At 54.4% G+C, this 15,920-nt stretch carries 19 protein-coding genes; 14 read left to right on the plus strand and 5 right to left on the minus strand.

Translation table 11 applies throughout. The features are described 5' to 3' along the window. Window positions 1-66: 66 nt before the first annotated feature. From endA to ruvX, 5 genes are all read left to right on the plus strand, one after another. Complete coding sequence (gene endA, locus E0L21_RS08725; protein ID WP_131408581.1) at window positions 67-765, plus strand: deoxyribonuclease I; 699 nt, start codon at window positions 67-69, stop codon at window positions 763-765. 81 nt (window positions 766-846) lie between these two features. Beyond that, complete coding sequence (gene rsmE / locus E0L21_RS08730) at window positions 847-1,578, plus strand: 16S rRNA (uracil(1498)-N(3))-methyltransferase (protein ID WP_131408583.1); 732 nt, start codon at window positions 847-849, stop codon at window positions 1,576-1,578. 13 nt (window positions 1,579-1,591) lie between these two features. Further along, on the plus strand, window positions 1,592-2,539 hold the full coding sequence (gshB, locus tag E0L21_RS08735) for a glutathione synthase (protein ID WP_131408586.1): 948 nt from the start codon (window positions 1,592-1,594) through the stop codon (window positions 2,537-2,539). Window positions 2,540-2,660: 121 nt separating this feature from the next. Further along, window positions 2,661-3,224 carry a YqgE/AlgH family protein gene (locus tag E0L21_RS08740; RefSeq protein ID WP_170312057.1) on the plus strand — a complete coding sequence of 188 codons (564 nt, stop codon included), beginning with the start codon at window positions 2,661-2,663 and terminating at the stop codon, window positions 3,222-3,224. Continuing rightward, a complete protein-coding gene (gene ruvX, locus E0L21_RS08745) occupies window positions 3,224-3,640 on the plus strand; it encodes a Holliday junction resolvase RuvX (protein WP_017457579.1) in 417 nt (138 codons plus the stop codon). The genes E0L21_RS08740 and ruvX overlap by 1 nt, the downstream gene beginning before the upstream one ends. Window positions 3,641-3,793: 153 nt before the next feature. On the opposite strand, the gene E0L21_RS08750 is transcribed toward ruvX, so the two are convergent. Further along, complete coding sequence (locus E0L21_RS08750) at window positions 3,794-4,486, minus strand: IclR family transcriptional regulator domain-containing protein (RefSeq protein WP_131408590.1); 693 nt, start codon at window positions 4,484-4,486, stop codon at window positions 3,794-3,796. A gap of 66 nt (window positions 4,487-4,552) precedes the next feature. On the opposite strand from E0L21_RS08750, the gene E0L21_RS08755 reads away from it, so the two are divergent. Further along, window positions 4,553-6,811: an FAD-dependent oxidoreductase gene (locus E0L21_RS08755; protein WP_131408592.1), complete on the plus strand. Its 2,259-nt coding sequence runs from the start codon at window positions 4,553-4,555 to the stop codon at window positions 6,809-6,811. Here E0L21_RS08755 and E0L21_RS08760 read toward each other — a convergent pair. Then, complete coding sequence (locus E0L21_RS08760; protein ID WP_131408594.1) at window positions 6,808-7,788, minus strand: type IV pilus twitching motility protein PilT; 981 nt, start codon at window positions 7,786-7,788, stop codon at window positions 6,808-6,810. The two genes, E0L21_RS08755 and E0L21_RS08760, sit on opposite strands and share 4 nt — an antisense overlap. 17 nt (window positions 7,789-7,805) lie before the next feature. Here E0L21_RS08760 and E0L21_RS08765 point away from each other — a divergent pair, with 17 nt between their 5' ends. From E0L21_RS08765 to hemW, 5 genes are read left to right on the plus strand one after another with little or no spacing between them, the layout of a single operon-like run. After that, the gene (locus E0L21_RS08765) at window positions 7,806-8,510 is read left to right on the plus strand and encodes a YggS family pyridoxal phosphate-dependent enzyme (protein WP_131408596.1); all 705 of its coding nucleotides are present in this window, start codon (window positions 7,806-7,808) and stop codon (window positions 8,508-8,510) included. A gap of 18 nt (window positions 8,511-8,528) precedes the next feature. Beyond that, window positions 8,529-9,095, plus strand: coding sequence for a YggT family protein (locus E0L21_RS08770; RefSeq protein WP_131408598.1), 567 nt, complete (start codon window positions 8,529-8,531; stop codon window positions 9,093-9,095). Further along, window positions 9,092-9,382, plus strand: a complete 291-nt coding sequence (gene yggU, locus E0L21_RS08775; protein ID WP_131408600.1) for a DUF167 family protein YggU — start codon at window positions 9,092-9,094, stop codon at window positions 9,380-9,382. Before E0L21_RS08770 ends, yggU begins: the two co-directional genes overlap by 4 nt. Before the next feature lie 8 nt (window positions 9,383-9,390). Next, window positions 9,391-9,984, plus strand: coding sequence for an XTP/dITP diphosphatase (locus E0L21_RS08780; RefSeq protein WP_131408602.1), 594 nt, complete (start codon window positions 9,391-9,393; stop codon window positions 9,982-9,984). Beyond that, a complete protein-coding gene (gene hemW / locus E0L21_RS08785; protein ID WP_131408604.1) occupies window positions 9,977-11,113 on the plus strand; it encodes a radical SAM family heme chaperone HemW in 1,137 nt (378 codons plus the stop codon). Before E0L21_RS08780 ends, hemW begins: the two co-directional genes overlap by 8 nt. A gap of 193 nt (window positions 11,114-11,306) precedes the next feature. On the opposite strand, the gene E0L21_RS08790 is transcribed toward hemW, so the two are convergent. The 3 genes from E0L21_RS08790 to trmB are packed head-to-tail and all read right to left on the minus strand — an operon-like array spanning window position 11,307 to window position 13,127. After that, window positions 11,307-12,026, minus strand: coding sequence for a YggN family protein (locus E0L21_RS08790; RefSeq protein ID WP_131408606.1), 720 nt, complete (start codon window positions 12,024-12,026; stop codon window positions 11,307-11,309). Between the two features lie 55 nt (window positions 12,027-12,081). Further along, complete coding sequence (locus tag E0L21_RS08795) at window positions 12,082-12,408, minus strand: YggL family protein (RefSeq protein ID WP_086873489.1); 327 nt, start codon at window positions 12,406-12,408, stop codon at window positions 12,082-12,084. Continuing rightward, window positions 12,408-13,127: a tRNA (guanosine(46)-N7)-methyltransferase TrmB gene (trmB, locus tag E0L21_RS08800; RefSeq protein ID WP_065370088.1), complete on the minus strand. Its 720-nt coding sequence runs from the start codon at window positions 13,125-13,127 to the stop codon at window positions 12,408-12,410. Before trmB ends, E0L21_RS08795 begins: the two co-directional genes overlap by 1 nt. A 142-nt stretch (window positions 13,128-13,269) precedes the next feature. Between trmB and mutY the strand changes: the two genes are divergently transcribed. The 3 genes from mutY (at window position 13,270) to mltC (ending at window position 15,812) form a co-directional block, all read left to right on the plus strand. After that, window positions 13,270-14,319, plus strand: a complete 1,050-nt coding sequence (gene mutY, locus E0L21_RS08805; protein ID WP_170312058.1) for an A/G-specific adenine glycosylase — start codon at window positions 13,270-13,272, stop codon at window positions 14,317-14,319. A gap of 25 nt (window positions 14,320-14,344) precedes the next feature. Beyond that, window positions 14,345-14,620, plus strand: coding sequence for an oxidative damage protection protein (locus E0L21_RS08810; protein WP_131408610.1), 276 nt, complete (start codon window positions 14,345-14,347; stop codon window positions 14,618-14,620). Window positions 14,621-14,729: 109 nt separating this feature from the next. Further along, entirely contained in the window at window positions 14,730-15,812 is a 1,083-nt protein-coding gene (mltC, locus tag E0L21_RS08815) for a membrane-bound lytic murein transglycosylase MltC (protein WP_131408612.1), read from the plus strand. Window positions 15,813-15,920 lie beyond the last annotated feature (108 nt).

The following is a 15,920-nucleotide window of genomic DNA, read 5'->3' on the forward strand; positions in this document are numbered from 1 at the left end:
GCTAACTGATTGCATCAGGCAACAGCTTCCGCTACGTTGCGAGCTCGTTTTGACAGGGAGCTCGCCATGTTTCGTTTTATCTCACTCTTCTTCGCGCTGATCGCTGTTCCCGCCTTCGCGGCAGACGGCATCAACAGTTTTGCCCAGGCCAAAGCAGCCGGCGTCAAAGTTAACGCCGATGTGCCTGGCGATTTCTACTGCGGCTGTAAAATCAACTGGCAGGGTAAAAAAGGGGTTATCGACCTCGCGTCTTGCGGCTACCAGGTGCGTAAAAACGAAAACCGCGCCAGCCGGGTCGAGTGGGAACATGTCATGCCCGCCTGGCAGTTCGGCCATCTGCGCCAGTGCTGGCAGGATGGCGGGCGTAAAAACTGCGCCAAAGATCCGGTGTACCGTAAAATCGAAAGCGATATGCATAACCTGCAACCCGCCGTCGGCGAGGTAAATGGCGATCGCGGCAACTTTATGTATGGTCAATGGAACGGCGGCGAAAGCCAGTACGGCCAGTGCGGCATGAAAATCGATTTCAAAGAAAAACTCGCTGAGCCGCCGGTGCGCGCTCGCGGTGCGATTGCCCGCACCTATTTCTATATGCGTGACAAGTACCAACTGAGCCTTTCACGCCAACAAACTCAGCTTTTCACCGCCTGGGACAAGCTTTATCCGGTAACAGACTGGGAGTGCAAGCGTGATGAGCGAATCGCCAATGTGCAGGGCAACCATAACCCTTACGTGCAGCGCGCTTGCATGGCGCGAAAGAGCTAACCTACACTAGCGGCAATTGTTAAAGCCCGCCCCGTCCACCCACCTCGGCCGGGGCTGCAACCTAAGCGGATTCGAAAAACCATGCGCATACCCCGCATCCACCATCCAGAACTTATCCAGCCAAGCCATGAGATCGCCCTCAGCGAAGATGCCGCCAACCATGTCGGACGCGTGTTGCGAATGGGGCTAGGCCAGGCCATTCAGCTTTTCGACGGTTCTAATCAGGTATTTGAAGCCGAAATTGTCCGCGCCGATAAAAAAAGCGTAGTGGTGAAAATCCTTAGCAGTGAAGTGGATGACCGGGAATCGCCGCTGCATATTCATCTCGGTCAGGTGATGTCGCGCGGTGAAAAAATGGAATTCACTATCCAGAAATCGATTGAGCTTGGGGTAAGCCTCATTACGCCACTTTTTTCTGAGCGCTGCGGGGTTAAACTGGATGCTGAACGTCTGAACAAAAAGCTCCAGCAGTGGCAAAAAATTGCCATTGCCGCTTGTGAACAGTGCGGCCGCAACCGGGTGCCGGAAATTCGCCCGGCGATGGATCTCGAAGCCTGGTGCGCCGAAGAGGAAGCTGGCTTAAAGTTGAATCTGCATCCGCGCGCCAGCCAAAGCATCAACACGCTGCCACTACCTGTCGAACGCGTGCGCTTACTGATTGGGCCGGAGGGCGGGTTATCCGCCGACGAGATTGCGATGACCGCGCGCTATCAGTTCACAGATATTTTGTTAGGCCCCCGTGTGCTACGCACAGAGACTACGGCGCTTACCGCCATCACCGCGCTTCAGGTGCGCTTCGGCGACCTGGGTTGAAAGGAGAAGCAGAATGATCAAGCTCGGCATCGTGATGGATCCCATCGCGGACATTAACATCAAAAAAGACTCCAGCTTCGCCATGCTGCTGGAAGCTCAGCGCCGCGGCTACGAGCTGCATTATATGGAGATGGCGGATCTTTATCTGATCAACGGTGAAGCCCGCGCCCGTACCCGCACGTTGTCCGTCGAACATAATTACGACAAATGGTATGAATTTGGCAACGAGCAGGATCTTGCTCTCGCTGAGCTGGACACCATCCTGATGCGTAAAGATCCGCCGTTTGATACCGAATATATTTATGCGACATACATTCTTGAACGCGCGGAAGAAAAAGGCACGTTGATCGTTAACAAACCGCAGAGTCTGCGCGACTGCAACGAAAAGCTGTTCACCGCCTGGTTCCCGGAATTGACCCCGGAAACGCTGGTCACCCGCAACAAAGCACAACTGAAAGCCTTCTGGCAAAAGCACACTGACATCATTCTTAAGCCGCTGGACGGCATGGGCGGCACCTCGATTTTCCGCGTGAAAGAGGGCGATCCCAACCTCGCCGTTATCGCCGAAACGCTCACAGAGTTGGGTAATCGCTACTGCATGGCACAGAACTACCTACCCGCCATCAAAGATGGCGACAAACGTGTGCTGGTCGTTGATGGCGAGCCAGTACCTTACTGCCTGGCGCGCATTCCGCAGGGCGGTGAAACTCGCGGTAACCTCGCCGCAGGTGGCCGCGGCGAACCGCGCCCGTTAAGCGAAAGCGACTGGGCTATCGCGCGTAAAGTCGCGCCGGTGCTGAAAGCCAAAGGGTTGATCTTTGTCGGCCTGGATATTATCGGCGATCGCCTGACCGAAATTAACGTCACCAGCCCGACCTGCATACGCGAAATCGAAGCGGAATTCCCGATCTCCATTACCGGTATGTTGATGGATGCTATCGAGAAACGCCTCGGAAAGTAACGGTCGCTCAGACGGAGCGGGAAGGACCCCGCTCCCCGCCAGCTTTGGCTAGTGACAGCACCCCGCTTTCCCCCCATACTAAGCTGTCGCTTTTTTGAACCAGGAAACAGAACCTCTGACAATGAATTTACAGCATCACTTTCTTATTGCCATGCCTGCTCTTCAGGATCCCCTTTTTCGTCGCTCCGTGGTTTACATTTGTGAGTACAACGATGAAGGTGCGATGGGGCTGATTATTAATAAGCCGCTGGAAAACCTGAAAGTGGAAGGTGTTCTGGAAAAACTCAAAATCCAGCCCACTGAACGCGATCCAGCAATCCGCCTGGATAAACCCGTGCTGCTTGGCGGCCCGTTGGCCGAAGATCGCGGTTTTATCCTGCATACACCGCCGGCAACGTTCGCGTCGAGCATTCGCGTGTCGGATAACACCGTGATCACCACCTCGCGCGATGTGCTTGAGACACTTGGCACGGCTGATCAACCGAACGAAGTGCTGGTAGCGCTGGGCTATGCCTCGTGGGAGAAAGGGCAGCTCGAGGAGGAGATCCTTGATAACGCCTGGCTCACTGCACCTGCTGATCTCAACATTCTGTTTAAAACGCCAATAGCCGATCGCTGGCGTGAAGCGGCCAAACTTATCGGTATCGACATCTCCACCATGCCTGGCGTTGCGGGGCACGCCTGATGAGCGGAACCTTGTTAGCCTTTGATTTCGGTACCAAAAGCATTGGCGTTGCCATCGGGCAGCGCATCACCGGTACGGCTCGCCCGCTCAGCGCACTGAAAGCGCAGGACGGCACGCCGGACTGGAAGCTTATCGAAAAGCTGTTAAAAGAGTGGCAACCCGAGTCCGTGATTGTGGGTTTACCGTTGAATATGGACGGCACAGAGCAGCCACTCACCGCCCGAGCCCGTAACTTTGCCAACAAAGTTCATGGCCGTTTTGGCGTACAAGTTACCCTGCATGATGAGCGCTTGAGCACCGTTGAAGCCCGCGCCGGGCTGTTCGAACGCGGCGGTTTTCGCGCACTCGACAAAGGCAGTGTTGATTCCGCATCAGCGGTAATCATCCTTGAGAGCTACTTCGAACAACATTTTTAAACCTGCCTCGACTAGCAACTCTCTCTGTTACTGACTCAACGAAAGCCGCGACCTGTTCGCGGCTTTCTGCCGATCGTTCTCACAGTTTCTGGCTGTGCATTTTGCATTTCATTCTGTGTTTCTATAAAAGAAACATATCAGCATTCGCCAGTGTCAGGATTTTTCCGTCAGGCGTTTAACCAACATGTGAAGTGCCTGCAGGCGCGTTTCCACGACCGTGTCGTCAACGTGCCACATTCCGGCAAAGGCGAGCGCAGCAGAGTGCGCACCAAGCGGTTTTGCCATTGAGACTTCACCGTCGTTATGGTGCCAGACCACATGGCCGCGCTCGCGCTGCTCAGCGACATGCGGGCCAAGCTGCAGCCACTGCTCTTCGCTAAAGCGCTGTTGCAGAGTTTCATCACTTTCTGCCGCCAGTAACGCCATGCCAATGACGGACTGCCAGGCCGGGAGCATATGAAAACCGGCCAGCGCCTGGCTGACCTGGCTACCGGGTTCGGAGTGATAGATATAGATAACCTGATCCTCCCAGAGTACGCCCATAGCCACGACGATATCTTTCGGGGCATGGCTTTCCAGTAGCGGCAGCGCCTGGGAAAAAAGTGCTGAACCGCGGATGGCCTGCGCCGCCAGCGCGTGTATACCGGGGCCGGGCAGATAGCGACGCTGTGCGTCCTGCATCGTCAGGCCAATAGAAGCCATGGTCATCAACAACCGGTTCACACGGGTCGTGTTAATGCCCATCAGGCGCGCCAGTTCGCGACAACCAATGGCGCGATCGCTGGAAACCAGATACTGCAGGCAGCGAATGCCGTCGATCAGGCTTTGATTGGGTTGTGAAGACATTGCAGGTTCGCTTTTCAGGTTGCTCGAAAAACTGATTTTACCGCCAGTCAAGAAGGAAACAAGGTTATGAAAATCTTTCCTCAAACCGATGCAAGAACATTTCCAGTGCAGCGGCTCCATGCTGACCTGTTAGTCGCAGGTGGCGGGCTGGCGGGACTTTGTGCCGCGCTGGCGGCAGCGCGAGACGGCTTGCAGGTAGTGCTGATTCAGGACAGGCCCGTTCTTGGCGGGAATGCCTCCAGCGAAGTGCGTTTGTGGGCCAACGGCGCAACCTCACATATGGGCAATAATAACCGCTGGGCGCGCGAAGGCGGCATCATGGGCGAAATCATGGAAGAGAACCTCTGGCGGAACAAAGAGGGAAACCCGGTGATGTTCGACCTCGTGTTGTTGGATCTTGCCAAAAGCCAGCCGGGGCTGACACTGCTGCTCAATACTGCCGTTTTTGAGGTAGAGAAATCGGGAAGTGCCCTCACTGCGGTAAAAGCCTTCAACCCCATTAACGAAACCTTTTACACCGTAAGCGCCATGCAATTCTGCGACGCCACTGGCGACGGCGTGATCGGTTTTCTGGCTGGAGCAGAATACCGTGAAGGTGCAGAAGAAGCAGAGGAACTGGGCGAAAAAATGGCGCCCGGTGACAATTTTGGTCATAAGCTGGGCCACTCCATCTATTTTTACACCAAGCAAACCACCGGGCCGGTAAACTTTGTTCCTCCCTCTTTCGCCCTGAAAGATATCACCGCGATCCCGCGCTACAAGCGCCTGACTTCAACGCTGAACGGCTGCGATTTGTGGTGGCTGGAGTGGGGAGGCCGCCTCGATACAGTGCACGAAAGCGAAGAGATCAAATGGGAACTGTGGAAGATTGTCTGGGGCGTCTGGGATCATATTAAAAATTCTGGCGAATTCCCGGAAGCCGCCAATATGACTATCGAATGGGTCGGCGCGATCCCCGGTAAGCGCGAAAGCCGCCGTTTCCTTGGCGATCATTTGCTGTGCCAGCAGGACATTATTGAGCAGCGCGACCACTACGACGCCGTAGGTTATGGCGGTTGGTCGATAGATTTGCACCCGGCGGATGGCGTTTACAGCACCCACGACGGCTGTCGTCAGTTTCACAGCAAAGGCACCTACACCATTCCGTTTCGCAGCCTCTACAGCCGCTCGCTTGATAACTTATTGCTTACCGGGCGGCTCATCTCAGCCTCTCATGTCGCCTTCGGCAGCGCCCGCGTGATGTGTACCTGCGGTCTGCTGGGCGAAGTCGTCGGGCGCGCCGCCGCACAGTGTAAGGCGCTGAATCTGCTGCCGCGTGAGCTGGCGCAGCGGGAACATATCGGCGCTTTACAGCAGCATTTACAGGCTACAGGCTGCTATATCCCACGCCAGTGGTTGAACGACCCGGCGCAAGGAGCCACCGTCAGCGCCAGCAGCGAATACCAACTGAACGAGCTGAAACCCAACGGTGGCTGGCAGCCGCTTTCAGAACGCATGGCGCTACTGTTGCCAGTGCGCGCGGGTGCGCAGCTACCCGAGATGACGCTACATTTGCGGGCATCAACACCGCAGCCACTGGCGGTTTCGCTGCTTGGCAGCGCGCGTGCCGGGAACTTCACCCCAGACTATCAATACGACGAAAACGTGCTTCAGGTTTCCGGCGAAGCGGAGCACACCCTGACCTTCCACTGGCAAAGCGATCGCGACCAGTATGTATTTGTCGCTTTCGAAGCGCAGGAAGGTATCGAAATTGCGCTCACGAGTACCCACCTGCCAGGCATTATGACGGTGTTTAACAGCCTTAACGCCCGCGTAGCAAAACACACCCGACAGGTCGCGGACGGCGATTATGGCGTCGACGAATTCGATTTCTGGCTGCCGCGCCGTCACCCGCAGCAGATTTTCCCTGCCCTGCGTTTCAGCCCGCCACTGAATGGCTGGTGTGCGCAGAATGTATTAAATGGCCGCTTGCGTCCGGAGCAGCAAATCAACGCATGGACGCCCGCCGCTGACGATGTCACCCCGGAAATCATCTGGCGCTGGGCGGAGCCGCAAACGTTGCAGCATCTCACACTGATACAGGATAACGACTTCGATAACGCAATGGAGTCGGTCCAAATGGGTCATCACTATGCCGTAACGCCACACTGCATTACGCACTACCGCCTGTGGGCCGACGAACAGCTACTGGCCGAGGTGGAAAACAACCACCACTCGGTGTGCCAGCACAGGCTGGATGTGCCGCTGACGGTGCGCAGCGTCAGGCTGGAGATCCTGAAAACGGCGGGCGCACTGCCTGCGGTTTATTCACTCAACATTCGCTAAAGCCAGCCTTGCAGCACGCGCTGTTGGTGACTTTGTGTGAAAGTCTGCATTCCCGCCTGTTGCCCGGTTTGCATCACGCCGGGCAACTGGTGCGTTTTACCTTCACGGATCAGGCTCGCCACCGCCGGAGAGTTGATCAGCAACTCGAATAACGCCACACGTCCTCCGCGCTTGTCCGCCGCAAGTTTTTGCGCCAGCACCGCCTGCAAACTCCCCGCGAGTTGGCTGCGCACAGGATCTTTTTCTTGCGCCGGAAAAGTATCGACCAACCGCTCGACAGCTTGTGCCGCACCACGCGTATGCAACGTCGCCAGCACCAGATGCCCGGTTTCAGCGGCGGTCAGCGCCAGACGGATGGTTTCACTGTCTCGCAGCTCACCGAGCAGGATCACATCCGGATCTTCACGCAGCGCCGCGCGAAGACCGTCGGCAAATGACGTGCAATGCAAACCGACTTCTCGCTGCTGAATCAGGCAGCGGTTGCTGGCGTGGACAAACTCGATCGGATCTTCCAGCGTCAGAATATGCGCATCGTTATGCTGATTCAGGTAATCCACCATTGCTGCCAGGGTAGTGGATTTGCCGCTACCGGTCGCGCCCGTCACCAGTATCAGGCCGTTTTCCCGCCCAAGTAATTCGCCCAGCGGCACAGGCGCATCTAACTCACTGAGCAGTGGGCAGCTTTGCGGCAACAAGCGTAACGCCAGCGAAACACCACCGTGACGCGTAAAGGCCCCTGCCCGCAGCCTATGCCCTGCGGCTGTTGTCAGGGCAAAATCCACCTGCCCCCGCTCTCGCCACAGGCGCTGCTGAGCCGTATTGAGATGCAGATCAATCAGCCCGGCGATATCCGCTATTTCAAACGGCGCGGGCTCCAGCCGCCCTTGCTGCCGCCAGCGCGGCACTGAGCCACTGCACAGGTGTAGATCCGAGACATTATGCTTTACACTAAGCGCCACTATTTCTTCTATATCCATATAGCCATCCTGGAATCATGAACGATATTGCGCATAACCTGGCACAGGTCCGGGACAAAATCTCAGCCGCCGCCGCGCGTTGCGGCCGTGCTTCAGAAGAAGTGACGTTGCTTGCAGTCAGCAAAACCAAACCTGCGAGCGCTGTCGCAGAAGCGATTAATGCCGGGCAACATGCTTTTGGCGAAAACTATGTTCAGGAAGGAGTGGATAAAATTAACCACTTCAGGCAACTGGGCGTTCAGGGTTTGCAATGGCACTTTATTGGCCCGTTACAGTCCAACAAAAGTCGTTTGGTGGCGGAAAACTTCGACTGGTGCCACACGGTAGACAGGTTGCGCATTGCCAGCCGTTTAAGCGAGCAGCGCCCGGCAACATTAGCGCCACTGAATGTACTTATCCAAATCAACATCAGTGATGAGGAAAGCAAATCCGGTATCGCGCTCAGCGAGTTGGATACGCTGGCCGCCCAAGTGGCCGAGCTACCCGGCGTTTGCCTGCGAGGGTTGATGGCGATACCTGCGCCGCAAGCAGATTACGAAGGCCAGTTTGCCGTGGCACGGCAAATGGCTGTAGCATTTGAGGCGTTGAAAACACGCTATCCGACGGTGGATACCCTGTCATTGGGCATGTCCGACGATATGACCGCCGCCATTGCGGCGGGAAGCACGATGGTGCGCATTGGTACAGCCATTTTTGGTGCGCGCGATTACACAAAAAATTAAGGAAAACTGAGGAACGCCATGAAGACGTTGACTTTCCTGCTCTCGACAGTAATTGAACTCTACACAATGGTTCTGCTGTTACGTGTCTGGATGCAGTGGGCACGCTGCGATTTTTACAACCCATTTTCGCAGTTCGTGGTCAAGGCCACGCAGCCGATTGTCGGGCCGCTGCGCCGCGTGCTGCCCGCGCTGGGGCCGCTGGATAGCGCCTCGCTGCTGATTGCCTTTATTCTGTCGTTTATCAAAGCGATAGTGATATTTATGGTGATCACCTTCCAGCCGATTATCTGGATTTCCGCCCTGCTGATTTTACTGAAAACCATCGGCTTAATGATTTTCTGGGTACTGCTGGTGATGGCCATCATGAGTTGGGTCAGCCAGGGACGCAGCCCGGTGGAATATGTGCTCATGCAGTTGACCGAGCCGCTGCTGCGCCCGATCCGCAGTTTGCTACCGTCGATGGGCGGCATCGATTTTTCACCGATGATTCTGGTGCTGCTGTTATACGTTCTGAATATGGGAATTGCGGAAGTGCTGCAATCTACTGGCGATATCCTGCTGCCGGGGCTGTGGATGGCACTATGAGTGCCGTCGTTACCTGTGAAGATGGGCTGGTGTTACGGCTGTATATTCAGCCCAAAGCCAGCCGTGACGCAATTATCGGGCTGCATGGCGACGAGCTAAAAGTCGCCATCACCGCCCCGCCAGTGGACGGCCAGGCCAATGCGCACCTGGTAAAATTCCTCGCTAAGCAGTTCCGCGTGGCGAAAAACCAGGTCGTCATTGAAAAAGGCGAACTAGGCCGCCACAAACAGATTAAAATCTCACATCCGCAACAGATCCCGACCGAAGTCGCGGCGCTGATATATTAGGATCCACTATGCAAAAAGTTGTCCTCGCTACCGGTAACGCCGGTAAGGTGCGCGAGTTGGCCTCGCTGCTGAATGATTTTGGCTTTGATGTCGTCGCACAAACGGAGTTGGGCGTGGAGTCCGCAGAAGAGACCGGGCTGACGTTTATTGAAAACGCGATCCTCAAAGCGCGCCACGCAGCGCAAGTTACTGGCCTGCCCGCGATTGCCGACGATTCCGGCCTTGCTGTGGATGCTCTCGGTGGTGCGCCTGGGATTTATTCCGCCCGTTATTCCGGCGTTGACGCCAGCGACCAGCAGAACCTGGAAAAACTGCTCGACGCGCTAAAAGATGTGCCGGACGCTGAGCGCAAAGCGCAATTCCACTGTGTACTGGTCTATTTGCGTCATGCAGATGATCCGACCCCGCTGGTGTGCCACGGTAGCTGGCCTGGCGTGATTACGCGGCAGGCTGCCGGTAACGGCGGCTTTGGCTACGATCCGATTTTCTTTGTCCCTGCTGAGGGCAAAACCGCAGCGGAGCTCACCCGCGAAGAAAAAAGCGCGATCTCCCACCGTGGACAAGCGTTGAAACTGTTACTGGAAGCACTGCGTAATGGCTGATTTGCCGCCTCTGAGCCTTTATATACATATTCCGTGGTGCGTGCAGAAATGCCCGTACTGCGATTTCAATTCCCACGCATTGAAGGGCGAAGTGCCGCACGACGACTACGTTCAGCATTTACTGAACGATCTCGATGCCGATGTTGCCTACGCGCAGGGACGTGAAATAAAGACCATTTTTATTGGTGGTGGTACGCCGAGTCTGCTCTCTGGCCCGGCAATGCAAACATTGCTGGACGGCGTGCGTGCGCGTTTGCCGCTTGCACTGGATGCAGAAATCACGATGGAAGCCAACCCCGGAACCGTGGAGGCTGACCGTTTTGCCGATTACCAACGTGCCGGCGTGAACCGCATTTCCATTGGCGTACAAAGTTTTAGCGAAACGAAGTTACAACGCCTTGGGCGCATTCACGGCCCGCAGGAAGCCAAACGCGCTGCGCACCTGGCGAGCGGGCTGGGGCTACGCAGCTTTAACCTTGATTTAATGCACGGATTGCCGGATCAGTCGCTGGAAGAAGCGCTGGATGACTTGCGCCAGGCGATTGCACTCAACCCGCCGCATTTGTCGTGGTATCAGCTCACCATTGAACCCAATACGCTGTTTGGCTCACGTCCTCCGGTGCTACCAGACGACGATGCGCTCTGGGACATTTTCGAACAGGGCCACCAGATCCTCACCGCCGCCGGGTATCAGCAATATGAAACCTCGGCTTACGCAAAGCCCGGCTACCAGTGCCAGCACAATCTCAACTACTGGCGTTTTGGCGACTATCTGGGTATTGGTTGTGGCGCGCACGGGAAAGTGACGTTTCCGGATGGGCGTATTCTGCGTACGGCAAAAACACGTCATCCTCGCGGTTATATGCAGGGCAATTACCTGGATAAGCAGCAAGAAGTTGAGGAGCAAGATAAACCGTTCGAGTTCTTTATGAACCGTTTCCGCCTACTTGAACCCGCACCGCGTGCTGATTTTTCACGTTATACCGGTCTGGATGAGCGCGTTATTCGCCCGCAAATTGAGGAAGCACTGAAGCTGAATTATTTGACAGAAAATGAAGAGAACTGGCAGATAACGGAACACGGTAAGTTATTTCTTAATTCCCTATTGGAACTATTTCTTGCCGAATAATTCAGATGCTGGCTGTTCAGTTATCTGAACAGCCAGCCCGGGATAAATCAGCCACTAAAGAATATTACGCTGGTACAGTAGAACATAATCCGTCGATTAACGCAGTCTAGTCTGGGTGAGCGCCACAACGAGATAATAATGGCGCTAAAGGCAAAAATAACAGCCTTCGTATACAGAAGGCTGCTGATTGCGGTTACTTAAGTCCTGAGGTTAATGCCTTACGGCTCTCTTCCAGCGTCACTACACGCTTACAGACATCTTTACCGAACTGCTGGAAATCCGCTTCCTGATTTTTCCACTCGTTTTGGATAGAGGTCTGTAAACCGCCAAGGCTACCTAAGACGTTTTGTAATGGGTTACCACCGCTTTTCAGCACCGCTTTCGCACCCATTTCATTAATGCTGTCCTGCAGAATGCCGCCCATCGCCTGATTCACCAGTTGCTGGCCGTCCGCGCGGACTTGCTCAATCGCTTTATAGTGGAAGGTCAGGCCATCGCTACGATGCTCAATAATGCGATTCATCTGCTCTTTTAATTGTGCATCAAGCTTGGTCAGGCGATTACGCATGCTGCTGCTTTCACCGACCTCTTTAACGATGATTTTATCCAGCGCGATGCGGTTTTTCTCAACACGACTACGCGCACCATCGTCAATCCATGGCAGTGCGCTGCGCAGTTCTGCCTGGTAATCTTTTGCCTGTTCGCGCTGAGCGGCGCTAAGTGTCGGTTGTTTGCCGTTGAACATCACATTGCCATCCGGTGTGATAACCAGATTGCCGTTCTCCCCTTTAACCTGCACGGTTTGCGGGCTGATGATCACATCGTCACGCGGCGTGACGCTACATTGATAGTCGGCCTGAGCCGCGAATGCTGTGAGCGTAAGAGCCGCCGCCAGTAGCGTTTTGCGCATCATAAATACTCCTGTAGAGACAAAACGGGCCAGCAAATGCTGGCCCCTTATGCTTTAGTTAGTCCCACCAAACGTCGAAAAGTTCGCTAACGCGCACCTCAGTCACCTGGTGTTCTTCAAGCCATTTGCGCACGATAGCCTGATGCTCTTCAGTACATTTGCCAATCTCTTGCAGGCAAATCAGACCATCCCACGCCAGATAACCGCTACCGTCAAACGCCAGCTTATTCGGCTCAATCACTTCCTGAATAAAGTCATCAACCGTTTTATCAATCTGCTCTTCGCTGGTGCCTTCCGGGAAGCGCCATGCAACAGAAAAACCCAGTTCCTGAAATTCATCGATGTGCATTTTTTTACGCAAACGACGGCTGCGGTTTGTTGCCATTATTTCACCCTCTCGAACATTAAGTCCCATACGCCGTGGCCAAGACGATGGCCACGCTGTTCAAATTTGGTTACCGGGCGCGACTCTGGACGCGGCACAAAGTCGTTTGTCGCCGACAGGTTTTTGTAACCGTCGATGGACGTCATCACTTCCAGCATATGCTGTGCGTAAGCTTCCCAGTCTGTCGCCATATGAAACACACCGCCCAGCTTGAGCTTGCTTTTCACCAGTTCAGCAAAGGGTACCTGAACGATGCGGCGTTTATTATGACGTGCTTTATGCCATGGGTCAGGGAAAAAGAGCTGCACCATGTTCAAAGAATTGTCAGGAATCATCTTGTGCAACACTTCCACCGCGTCGTGGCACATTACGCGCAGGTTTTCGACACCCTCTTCATGTGCGGAGGAGAGGCAAGCGCCAACACCCGGCGAGTGAACTTCAATGCCGAGGAAATTCTGCTCCGGGCGCATCTTCGCCATTTCAACCAGCGAAGCACCCATGCCAAAACCAATCTCCAGGGTAACCGGTGACGTGCGGCCAAACAGTGCAGTGAAATCAAGCGGCTGTTCAGTGAACTCAACGCCCATCACCGGCCAGTAATTATCCAGCGCGTGTTGCTGCCCTTTCGTCAGGCGACCCTGGCGACGGACAAAGCTGCGAATGCGGCGCAACGGGCGGCCGTTTTCATCAAATTCCGGTGAAATGACGTCGTTATTCATAAAATGATCTGCTTGTGAGAGTGTTCAGGAAACGGGCATTATCCAAAGTTCATCGCCCGATGCAAGCACCGGAAAGTTCCGGTTTACAGCTCATCGCCTCTGTGCTGCAATCTTCGCCCCTGATTACGTGATTCTGGTGACCATGCAAGCGTCTCAATTTTCAGCCCAGGTGCTGGGCTGGTACGACAAATACGGGCGAAAAACCCTGCCCTGGCAAATTGAAAAAACGCCTTACAAAGTATGGCTATCGGAAGTGATGTTGCAACAAACGCAAGTGGCAACCGTCATCCCCTACTTCCAGCGGTTTATGGCGCGTTTTCCAACGGTTACCGATCTGGCGAACGCACCGCTGGATGAAGTCATGCATCTATGGACCGGGCTGGGCTATTACGCTCGAGCCCGCAACTTACATAAAGCCGCACAACAGGTAGCAAACCAGCACGCAGGTCGTTTCCCGGAAACGTTCGAAGACGTTGCTGCGTTGCCGGGTGTCGGCCGCTCGACCGCGGGCGCAATCCTCTCTTTATCACTGGGCAAGCATTTTCCTATTCTCGATGGCAACGTGAAACGCGTGCTGGCGCGCTGCTATGCGGTTGACGGTTGGCCGGGTAAAAAAGAGGTGGAAAAGCGTTTGTGGGAGATCAGCACAGAGGTCACCCCCGCTCAGGGCGTCGAGCGTTTTAACCAGGCGATGATGGATCTGGGCGCGATGGTTTGCACCCGCTCGAAACCGAAATGCGAGCTCTGCCCGCTGCAAACGGGTTGTGAAGCCTACGCGGCGAACACATGGGCACAATATCCGGGTAAAAAACCGAAACAGACGCTGCCCGAACGGACCGGTTATCTTCTGCTGATGCAGCATGAAGGTGAAGTGTACCTTGAGCAGCGACCACCAAGCGGGCTGTGGGGCGGGTTATTCTGCTTCCCGCAATTCAGCGATGAGGCCAGCCTGCGAGCCTGGCTGGCGCAGAGGAAGATTAGCGCCGATAATCTCAGCCAACTTGTGGCGTTTCGCCATACATTTAGCCATTTCCATCTGGATATTGTGCCTATGTGGCTTGGTGTGTCCTCGTTCTCGTCTTGCATGGATGAGAGCGCAGGTCTTTGGTATAACTTAGCGCAACCGCCATCCGTCGGTCTGGCGGCTCCCGTGGAACGCCTGATACAGCAATTACGCGCCGAAGTCCGTTAGGCGCGCAAGCAAAGAGGATTATTTTATGAGCAGAACTATTTTTTGTACCTTCCTGCAACACGAAGCAGAAGGGCAAGACTTCCAGCTCTATCCGGGCGATCTCGGAAAACGCATTTACAATGAGATCTCGAAAGAGGCCTGGAAGCAGTGGCAGCATAAGCAAACCATGCTGATCAACGAGAAAAAACTCAACATGATGAACGTCGAGCATCGCAAGTTGCTGGAAGAGGAAATGGTGAATTTCCTGTTTGAAGGCAAAGACGTGCACATTGAAGGCTATACGCCGCAAGAAAAAAAATAAGCCGCTGTTCACGCGCAATCACTGGTAATGCCGCGAATGCATGGGAAGGCATTGCCAGTGCGCAGAGGACACCGGCGCTAACACACCAACACAATTGCATCCCGGAATGATGAAAAAATATTTAGCGCTAGCGATTATTGCGCCGTTGCTGATTTCTTGTTCCAGTTCGAATAAAACGGGCGACGATTACAACGAAGCCTGGATTAAAGACACCAACGGTTTTGACATCCTGATGGGTCAATTCGCCCATAATATTGAGAACTTATGGGGGTTTAACGAAGTTCTGATCGCAGGCCCAAAGGACTACGTTAAATACACCGACCAGTACCAAACCCGCAGCCACATCAACTTCGATGAGGGGACGATCACCGTCGAGACGATCTCCGGTACCGATCCTGCGGCGCATTTGCGCCAGGCGATTATCAAAACCCTGTTGATGGGCGACGATCCGGGTTCTATCGATCTTTACTCCGATGTTGACGATATTCAGATCTCGAAAGAGCCGTTCCTGTATGGCCAGGTGCTGGATAACAACGGCGAAGCCATTCGCTGGCAATGGCGCGCAGCGCAGTTTGCGGACTATTTGCTGCAAACGCGGCTGAAAAGTCGCAGCAATGGTTTACGCATGATCTACAGCGTTACCATTAACCTGGTACCAAACCATCTGGATAAACGCGCGCATAAATACGTCGGTATGGTGCGAAAAGCGTCGCATAAATATGGCGTTGAAGAGTCGCTGATTCTGGCGATTATGCAAACCGAATCCTCCTTTAACCCGTACGCCGTTAGCCGCTCCGATGCGCTGGGCTTAATGCAGGTAGTGCAGCACAGCGCCGGTAAAGATGTATTCCGCGCGCAGGGGAAATCTGGTACGCCCGATCGCAGTTATCTCTTTGATCCACAAAGCAACATTGATACCGGCACCGCCTATCTGGCGATGTTGAATAACGTTTATCTCTCCGGTATTAATAACCCAACATCACGACGCTATGCGGTCATTACCGCTTATAACGGCGGTGCTGGCAGCGTGTTACGCGTCTTTTCCGCCGATAAAGTGCAGGCGGCTAATATTATCAACACTATGACGCCAGGAGATGTTTATCAAACCCTGACCACGCGTCACCCCTCGGCGGAATCTCGCCGCTACCTTTACAAAGTTAACGCTGCGCAGAAAACCTATCGTCGCAACTAATCTGCTGCCTCTTTCGTCTGTACCGACGAAAGAGGCATAAGGTATTCATGTGAGTGATGCAAACGGTTGCGCAGAATTGTGAGATACGTCACCATATAAAAATGCAAT

This window comes from Kosakonia quasisacchari (genome assembly GCF_004331415.1).
Taxonomy (GTDB): domain Bacteria; phylum Pseudomonadota; class Gammaproteobacteria; order Enterobacterales; family Enterobacteriaceae; genus Kosakonia; species Kosakonia quasisacchari.